An 8,468-nucleotide genomic window follows, 5' to 3' on the forward strand; every position below is an offset into this window, starting at 1 on the left:
GTGGGGTACTGGGGTGGGTTAGGGCATGGGGCGTTTTAGGTGGTAGCGGTGGACTTCGGTGCTGCCTTGGACGTTGTTCACGTCCTCCGCCGCGGAGACCAGCTCCCAGCCCTCCCGGCCCGCGCGGTTGAGGTGCGCGATGGCGGTGTCGCCGTACGCGGTGATGTCCTTGCGTGAGCCGTCTGGGCCGTACCAGACGAACGAGACGTGGAAATTGCGGCCCTGTCCCTGATAGCGGCGGACGAGCAAGGCGTACTCCCAGGCAACCATGCGGCCCATTATGACCGTCCACGCAGGACGGCCCAACGCGGGTCGTCGCGCATTGCCATCCGGTGAACGCGGTGCGTCAACCCGCCGGGTGGTTGGCCGCCGGTCAACCCGTGCGGACGGTCCGCAGCTCGGCTGCGGACGCCGGATCGGCGCAACCGGCCAGGGTGAGCGCGTCGGTCAGCTCGGCGGCGAGCAGCGCCAGCGCGTCCCGGGCGGCGGGCTGACCGCCAGCGGCCAGCGCCCAGAGCAAGGGCCGGCCGACGAGTACCCCGGCCGCGCCCAGGGCCAGCGCCCGCAGCACGTCCGTCCCGCCGCGGACGCCGCTGTCGAACAGCACCTGACCACCGTCGCCGACCTCGTCGACGACCTCCGGAAGCATGGTGACGCTCGCCGGCGCGCCGTCGAGTTGTCGGCCGCCGTGATTGGAGACCACCACCGCGTCCGCGCCGACCCGTACCGCCTCGACCGCGTCGCGTGGGTCCAGTACCCCCTTGACCACGAGCGGCAGGTCGACCTGCTCGCGCAGCCAGGCCAGGTCCGTCCAGCGCAGCGCCGGGGCGAACGACGCGGCGGTGGGCGCGGACACCCCGGGGGCGCCGGCGTGCGCCAGCGCGTCACGCCCGCCGGGCAGGTTCGCGGCGACGACGTCGGCGGGCAGCCGGAACCCGTTGCGCAGATCCCGGGGACGCCGGCCGAGCACCGGTACGTCCACGGTGACCACCAGTGCCCGGCAACCGGCAGCGACGACCCGGTCCAGCAGGTCACGGACGAGGGCCCGCTCGCGCAGCCAGTAGAGCTGGAACCACACGTCCGCGCCGACCCCGGTCACCTGTTCGACGGGTGTGCTGCCCAGCGTGCTCGCCACATACGGAACCCCGGCCGCGCCGCCGCCGCCGCCAGGCCCAGCTCCCCGTCAGGGTGCACCAGCCGCTGGTACGCCATCGGTGCCACACCGACCGGCATGGCGTACGGGCGGCCGAGCAGTCGGGTGCCCAGGTCGACGGTGTCCACGCCGCGCAGCACCCGGGGCAGCACCGCGACCCCGTCCAACGCGCGACGGTTGACGGTCAGGGTCACCTCGGCCGCGCTGCCACCGTCGACGTAGTCCCACACGGCCGGCGGCAACACCGCACGGGCCCACTCGGCGTAGTCGCCGAGCGACACGGCTGGCGGGCCGGTCAGCACCCGCTCACCCGCCTCGGGGTCGACATGGAACCTCCACCGCGTGCCGCTGCGGGGCCGTCCGCTGACCGCGCCCGCCGGGACGATGGTCCAGAAACCTAGCCGCCACCGCTGACGGGCGTCAACGCTGATCACCCCCCGACAACCCGGAGCCGGCCCGGGCCGCCGAGGCCCGGGACGTGCTCGGCGAACTCCTCGCCGAACACACCGAGGGGGCCGGCTGAGGCCGTACCGGATGGGCCCGGCCCGCCCCGGCGCGGACGGCTCCGGTCCGGGAGTTCGTCGTGCGTTCGTCTGGTGGCCAAGCGAGCGTCGGCGGGGGCGTCTAGCGTCGGCCGTCACCCGCACCTGGAGGCTGCCGCGCATGACGTCGTCACCCACCCGCCGACCCACCGCCGAGGTGACCGCCGTGCGCCGGATCGGCGACAGCGCGCCGCACAGCGCGTTCACCGACCTGGTGCGGCACGCCGGAAGCTGGTTCTGCGCCTTCCGCGAGGCAGCAACCCACCTCTCCGACGACGGGGTGATCCGGGTGCTGACGTCCACCGACGGGCGCTGCTGGACCTCCGCCGCGGTCATCCGCCAGGCCGACGTCGACCTGCGGGACCCCCGTTTCGTGCGGCGGCCCGACGGGCGGCTGCAACTGTTCGCGGCGGCGGCCGTCGGGCAGAGCGCCAAGACGTTCGAGACGGTCACCTGGCTCTCCGCCGACGGTCACGACTGGGGCGAAGCGACCCCGGTCGGCGAGCCGGGCGTCTGGGTGTGGCGGGCCGCCTGGCACGGCGACGCGCTGTACGGCGTCGGCTACGCCACCCGCGACCCGAGGTTCGCCCGGCTCTACCGCAGCACCGACGGCGTCGATCTTCAGCCGTGGGTGCCGATGCTGTTCGAGGGCGGCTACCCCAACGAGTCCGGGTTGGTCTTCGACCCGGACGGCACGGCGTTCTGCCTGCTGCGCCGCGACGGGGACGACGCCACCGCCCAACTCGGCCGCGCGCTGCCCCCGTACCGGGAATGGAGCTGGACCGACCTGGGTGTCCAGGTGGGCGGGCCGACCCTGCTGCGGCTTCCCGACGGGAGGCTGCTGGCCGGGGTACGTCTGCTCGACGGCGAGGTACGGACTGCGGTCTGCGTCGTCGACCCGGACCGGGGCGAGCTGACCGAGCTGGTCGCGCTGCCCTCCGGCGGCGACACCAGCTACCCCGGCCTGGTCTGGCACGACGACCTGCTGTGGGTCAGCTACTACTCGTCGCACGAGGGACGGACCTGCGTGTACCTGGCCGAGGTCAGCCTCGCCGGTTGAGCGTGATCAGCCCGACGCGAACGCCGGTGTCTGGGCGTGGATGTGGAAGCGCAGCGACCGGGCGTCGGTGAAGCACTCCCGCATCGGGCGCACCAGGTCCCGGTGCTCCGGGCTGCGCTCCCAACTCTCGAAGTCGGCCAGGCTCGCCCACTCACTGGTGATCAGCCACTGCTCCGGATCGGACGACGAACGACACACCTGGTCGACCAGGTGCCCCGGCACACCGTCGGCGACCAGGTGCCGCACCGCCTCGTACGCGGCGAGGAACTCCTCGGTGCGCGGCACCGGCACCCGCACCAGGAAGACCACCCGGGCCCGCTGTTCGGTCATGGCGTCTCTCCCCTCGTCGGCGCCGCCCCACGCAGGACCAAAGCGCTGTTGAACCCGTCGAATCCTCGCGCGCAGACCAGCGCGAGCCGGCTGCGCGGCCGACGGTGCTCGCGCAGGAAGTCCAGCTCACACCCGTCGGCCACCTCGTCCGGGCCGGCGGACGCGGGCAGCGTGTCGTGCGCGAAGGCGAGCAGGGCGGTCGCCACGTCCAGCGCCGACCCGCCCTGATGCGCCCGCCCGGTCAGCGGCTTCTGCGTCGTCACCGGGGGCGGTCGGTCGGCGAACACGGCACGCAGCGCCTCGGCCTCGCTGCGGTCGTAGCGGGGCACGCCCAGCGCGTCGGGCAGCACCACGTCGATTCTCGCCGCCGCGACGCCGGCCCGGTCCAGGGCCAGCCGCATCGCCCGCGCGTACTGCCCCACATCGCCAGCGCTGTCCTCGGTGGTGTGCGCGGCGTCGTGCGTGGAGCCCCACCCGCTCACCTCGCCGTAGATCCGGGCGCCCCGCGACAGCGCGTGCCCCAGTTCCTCCACCACGAACACCGCGCCCCCCTCGGCCGGCAGGTAACCGCTGGCCGAGGTGTCGAACGGCCGGTACGCCCGCTGCGGGTCGGCGACATCGGTGAGCAACCCGGAACGCAGCTGGCAGGCCAGCGCGTACGGGCTCAGCGGGCACTCGGTGGCCCCGGCGATCACCACCGGCGTGCCCCGGCGTACCGCCCGGGCGGCGTGCGCCAGGCTGTCCAACCCGCCGGCGGTCTCCGCGACCAGCACTCCGCTCGGGCCCTTGAACTGGTGGTGGATGGACAGCTGCCCGACGCTGGCGGCGTAGAACCAGGCGATCGACTGGTACGCCCCGACGGTGCGCGACGAGCCGCCCCAGAGCCGTTGCAGCTCCCGCTGACCGAACAGGTTGCCTCCGGACGAGCTGGCCAGGGTCACCGCGTAGCCGTACGGGTCGGGTGCCCGCTCGGGCAGACCGGCGTCGGCCAACGCGAGCCGGGTGGCGGCGAAGCCGAGGTGCGTCCACCGGTCGGTCTGCACCAGTTGCCGGCTGTCGGCGTACGAGTCGGCGGTGAAGTCGGGCACCTGCCCGCCGTGGCGGGTCGGGTAGCCGGCCGGGTCGAACAGGGTGATCGGGCCGGTGCGGCGGGTACCGGCCAGCACCGTGCGCCAGTGCGCGTCCGCCCCGACTCCGCTGGGGGCCACCACACCGATGCCGGTCACCACCGCCCGGGCGGTCACCCGACCACCGCCGCGGGCCGGCGGCGGAACACCATCGCCGACTGGAAACCACCGAATCCGCTGCCCACCGACAGCGCCACGTCCACCGGGACCTCCCGCGCCTCGTTCGGTACGTAGTCCAGGTCGCACTCCGGGTCCCGGGTGCTCCAGTTGGCCGTCGGCGGCACCACCCCGAACTCGATCGCGAGGGCGCACGCGGCCATCTCGATCGACCCGATCGCGCCGAGCGAGTGCCCCACCATGGATTTGATCGAGCTGATCGGCACCCGGTACGCGGCCTCGCCCAGCGCCCGCTTGAACGCGGCCGTCTCGTGCCGGTCGTTCTGCCGGGTGCCCGAGCCGTGTGCGCTGATGTAGGAGACCTGCTCGGGTGCGATGCGGCCCTGTCGCAGCGCGTCGGTGACGGCGAGGCCCATCTCCAGCCCGTCCGGGCGCAGCCCGGTCATGTGGTAGCCGTTGCTGCGGCTGGCGTAGCCGGCGACCTCGCAGTAGACGTGCGCGCCGCGTCGCCGGGCGCGCCCGGCCTCCTCCAGCACCAGCACGGCCGCGCCCTCGGCCAGTACGAACCCGTGCCGGTCGGCGTCGAACGGGCGGGAGGCGTGCGCCGGATCGTCGTTGTCCGGGCTGGTCGCCTTGATCGCGTCGAACGAGGCGACGGTGACCGGTGAGATCGGCGAGTCCGCCGCGCCGGCCAGCACCACGTCCGCCTCACCGTCCACGATCAACTGGTGGGCGTAGCCGATGGCGTCGATGCCCGAGGTGCAGCCGGTGGAGACGACCTGCGCCGGGCCGTGCAGCCCGTGCCGGCAGGCCACGTCCGCGGCGAGGCTGCTGGGCACCAGCGCCTGGTACAGGTACGGGCCCCCGCGTGCCGCGTCGACCAGCCAACGCCGACCCTGGTCGCTGACGGTGACGTACTCCTGCTCCAGCGCCATCGTGCCGCCCACCGCGGTGCCCAGCACCACTCCGGCCCGGTCCCGCTCGGCGTCGCTGAGCACCAGGCCGGCATCGGCGACCGCCTCGGCGGAACAGGCCAACGCGAACTGCACGTACCGGTCGGCGCGACGCCGCTCGGCGTCGGTGAGCCCGGCGGCGACCGGGTCGAAGTCGCACTCGGCGGCGATCTGCGAGCGGAACGGCGACGGGTCGAAGAAGCTGATCCGCCGGGTGGCCGTACGCCCCTCGGTGATGGTCTTCCAGAAGCGGTCCCGGCTGGCGCCGCCGGGGGCGACCACCCCGACGCCGGTCACCACCGTGCGGCGCCCGGTCATGACCCGCCCCGCTGTTCGGCCAGCTCGGTGTCCACGTGCCCCAGCTCGGGGCGGGGTGCCAGCGGACCCAGGTGGAAGACCACCTCGGCCGGTTCCACGCCGGTGTTGCGCAGCCGGTGCCGCACGTTGACCGGCACGAACAGCGCCTCGCCGGCGGCCAGCAGGGTCGGCTGGTCGTCCAGGTCGACGGTGATGGCGCCGCGGGCCACGTACAGGAACTCCTCGCTGTACGGGTGGTAGTGCTCGGCGATCCGCTCCCCCGGTGCGAGCGTGGCCACCCCGAGGAAGCCGGAGGTGCTGCCGACGGTGCGGGGGCCCAGCAGCACCCGCAGCTCACCGCCGCGCCGACGGTCGGCCGGTACGTCCCGGGCGGCGATCGGCCGCGTGCTCAGGTCACTCATCGACGGCCTCCGTCGACTCGTCGCCGGCGGCCGGGCCGTCCTGCTCCGCACGCCCGCGGGCGGTCCGCTCCAGCCGATCCTTGATCACCGCGAGTTGGATGACGCTGTTGGTGTTGATCCGCTCGGTCATGGCGGCGTTGTCCAGCGGTGCGGTCGGCTTCATGGCGAAGTCCTGCGTCCAGGTCATCCGGGTGCCGCCGGCCTCCTCGGTGTAACGCCAGTGGATCCGCATGTACTCGAACGGTCCGGTCTCCACACGGTGCGCGCGGACCTGGCGGCTCACCGGGTCGGCGGTGCGTTCACTGACCCAGCTCCACGCCACCCCGTTCTCGTCGGGATGCATGGTGAGCCGGAACCGCACGGTGTGCCCGTCGCGGTGCAGGATCTCCACCACCGCGTACTCGGTGAACAACTCGGTCCAGTTCGCCACGTCGTTGGTGACCTCCCAGACCACCGGCAGCGGCGCGTCGATGAACACGCTGTTCTCGGTGTGCCCGGGTGGGTCAACACGGCGGGCGACCAGGTCGGCGACCGCCGGGATGCTCAGCTGCCCGGCCTGCTCGGGAATGGTCACCTGCCAACGGTCGGCGACGACCGCGGACAGCTCCAGCAGGGCGAGCGAGTCCATGCCCAGCTCGTCGAGCGACGCGGCGGGCGCCCGGGCCGCGGCGTCGGCGTCGAGCCCGCAGTGCGCCACCAGGATGTCGGTGATCTCGGCGGTCATCGGGCGACCATGGGTGACGGTCATCGGTTCCTCCTGTGGGATACGTCGGGCTCCACGGCGGGCGCGGGGCGCGGTGCGGGGGTGGCCGGCGACGACTGCGCGGGCGCCGGTCCGGGCGCGGCGAGCAGGCGGTCGACCAGGCCGGTGGTGTAGTGGCCCTTGCGGAACGCGGCGTCGTCGAGCACCCGCCGGACGAACGGGATGGTGGTACGCACGCCCGGCCCGGCGACGTCGAACTCCTCCAGGGCCCGTTCGAGCCGGTTGAGTGCCAACTCCCGATCGGGCGCCCAGACGATCACCTTGGCGAGCAGCGAGTCGTACCAGGGGCCGATCAGGTAGCCAGCGCTGGCGTGGGTGTCGACCCGGGTGAACGGGCCGCCGGGCGGGGTGAACCGCTCCAACCGGCCGGGGGTGGGCGCGAAGCCACGAGTCGGGTCCTCGGTGTTGACGCGGCACTCCACGGCGACGCCGTGCAGGCGGATCTCCTCCTGCCGCCACCGCAGCGGCACCCCGGCGGCGATGTGCAGTTGCTCGTGCACCAGGTCGATTCCGGTGACCATCTCGGTGACCGGGTGCTCCACCTGGATCCGGCAGTTGATCTCCAGGAAGTGGAACCGCTCCTCGGCGTCGACCAGGAACTCCAGCGTGCCCGCGCCGACGAAACCGACCTGGAGGGCGCCCCGCAGCGCGGTCTCCGCGATGGCGTCGAGGACACCGCCGGGCAGCGCCGGCGCGGGCGCCTCCTCCACCAACTTCTGGTGCCGGCGCTGCACCGAACAGTCCCGGGTGCCCAGGTGCACGCCGTTGCCGTGCGAGTCGCAGAGCACCTGCACCTCGACGTGCCGGGCCTCGGTGAGGTACCGCTCGACGTACACCCGGTCGTCGCCGAACGCGGCCTGCGCGGCGGCGCGGGTGCGGGCGTACACCCGGGGTAGCTCGGCCGGGGTGTGCGCCACCGCCATTCCCCGGCCGCCGCCACCGGCGGCGGCCTTCACGATCACCGGATAGCCGACAGCGTCGGCCACCTCGACGGCCGCCGCGGCGGTCGGCACCGGTGCGACGCTGCCCGCCGGCAACGGCAGGCCGGCGCGGCTCATCAGGGCCCGGGCCGAGGACTTGTCGGCCAGCGCCGCCATCACCGCCGGTGGGGGGCCGATGAAGGTCAGCCCGTTGTCGGCGCAGATCTCGGCGAAATCGGCGTCCTCGGAGAGGAACCCGTAGCCGGGGTGCACGGCCTGCGCGCCCACCTGCCGGGCCGCCTCGATGATGGCGGCGGCGTTGAGGTAGCTGCGCCGGCTCGACGCCGGCCCGATCCGGACGGCCTGGTCGGCGAGGCGGACCACCGCCGAGTCGGCGTCGGCGGCGGAGTAGACCACCGCCGTGCGGACGCCGAGCTCCCGACAGGCACGCAGCACCCGCAGCGCGATCTCGCCCCGGTTCGCGATCAGCACGGTCTCGAACATGGTCACCCACCCACGCCGTCAGGCCGGTCCCAGTTCGACCAGCGGCTGGTCGTACTCGACCGGCTGGCCGTCCTCGACGAGGATCGCGGTCACCCGGCCGGCGCGGTCGGCGGTGACCTCGTTCATCAGCTTCATCGCCTCGACGATGGCGATCGGCTGACCCGGCCGGACCAGGTCGCCCACCGCGACGAACGGCGCCGCGCCGGGCTCCGGCGACCGGTAGAAGGTGCCGACGATCGGTGCCCGCACCGCCGCCCGTCCGGGTACCGGCGGCCGGATC

At 73.7% G+C, this 8,468-nt stretch carries 9 protein-coding genes and 1 pseudogene; 1 reads left to right on the forward strand and 9 read right to left on the reverse strand.

The features are described from left to right. Nucleotides 1-18 precede the first annotated feature (18 nt). Together JNW91_RS27175 and JNW91_RS27180 are read right to left on the reverse strand one after the other, a co-directional pair. The gene (locus JNW91_RS27175; protein WP_203178255.1) at nt 19-279 is read right to left on the reverse strand and encodes a hypothetical protein; all 261 of its coding nucleotides are present in this window, start codon (nt 277-279) and stop codon (nt 19-21) included. Nucleotides 280-373: 94 nt separating this feature from the next. Next, nucleotides 374-1,818, reverse strand: a pseudogene (locus tag JNW91_RS27180) (alpha-hydroxy acid oxidase). Between JNW91_RS27180 and JNW91_RS27185 the strand changes: the two are divergent. Continuing rightward, entirely contained in the window at nt 1,817-2,755 is a 939-nt protein-coding gene (locus JNW91_RS27185) for an exo-alpha-sialidase (RefSeq protein ID WP_203178257.1), read from the forward strand. The pseudogene JNW91_RS27180 and the gene JNW91_RS27185 overlap by 2 nt on opposite strands. Before the next feature lie 6 nt (nt 2,756-2,761). Here the strand turns inward: JNW91_RS27185 and JNW91_RS27190 are convergent, their stop codons facing one another. The 7 genes from JNW91_RS27190 to JNW91_RS27220 all read right to left on the reverse strand — a co-directional run. After that, nucleotides 2,762-3,085, reverse strand: coding sequence for an antibiotic biosynthesis monooxygenase family protein (locus tag JNW91_RS27190; RefSeq protein WP_203178259.1), 324 nt, complete (start codon nt 3,083-3,085; stop codon nt 2,762-2,764). Next, nucleotides 3,082-4,329 carry a beta-ketoacyl synthase N-terminal-like domain-containing protein gene (locus JNW91_RS27195; protein WP_203178261.1) on the reverse strand — a complete coding sequence of 416 codons (1,248 nt, stop codon included), beginning with the start codon at nt 4,327-4,329 and terminating at the stop codon, nt 3,082-3,084. Before JNW91_RS27195 ends, JNW91_RS27190 begins: the two co-directional genes overlap by 4 nt. Continuing rightward, nucleotides 4,326-5,600 carry a beta-ketoacyl-[acyl-carrier-protein] synthase family protein gene (locus JNW91_RS27200; protein ID WP_203178264.1) on the reverse strand — a complete coding sequence of 425 codons (1,275 nt, stop codon included), beginning with the start codon at nt 5,598-5,600 and terminating at the stop codon, nt 4,326-4,328. Before JNW91_RS27200 ends, JNW91_RS27195 begins: the two co-directional genes overlap by 4 nt. Then, entirely contained in the window at nt 5,597-6,001 is a 405-nt protein-coding gene (locus JNW91_RS27205; protein ID WP_203178266.1) for a cupin domain-containing protein, read from the reverse strand. The genes JNW91_RS27200 and JNW91_RS27205 overlap by 4 nt, the downstream gene beginning before the upstream one ends. Then, nucleotides 5,994-6,749: an SRPBCC family protein gene (locus JNW91_RS27210; RefSeq protein WP_203178267.1), complete on the reverse strand. Its 756-nt coding sequence runs from the start codon at nt 6,747-6,749 to the stop codon at nt 5,994-5,996. Before JNW91_RS27210 ends, JNW91_RS27205 begins: the two co-directional genes overlap by 8 nt. Further along, nucleotides 6,746-8,188, reverse strand: a complete 1,443-nt coding sequence (locus JNW91_RS27215; RefSeq protein WP_203178268.1) for an acetyl-CoA carboxylase biotin carboxylase subunit — start codon at nt 8,186-8,188, stop codon at nt 6,746-6,748. Before JNW91_RS27215 ends, JNW91_RS27210 begins: the two co-directional genes overlap by 4 nt. Nucleotides 8,189-8,206: 18 nt before the next feature. Further along, nucleotides 8,207-8,468, reverse strand: a 262-nt coding sequence (locus tag JNW91_RS27220; protein WP_203178269.1) for an acetyl-CoA carboxylase biotin carboxyl carrier protein, incomplete at its 5' end; no start/stop codon positions are given.

The sequence above is a fragment of the Micromonospora parastrephiae genome (assembly GCF_016802865.1).
GTDB lineage: Bacteria > Actinomycetota > Actinomycetes > Mycobacteriales > Micromonosporaceae > Micromonospora > Micromonospora parastrephiae.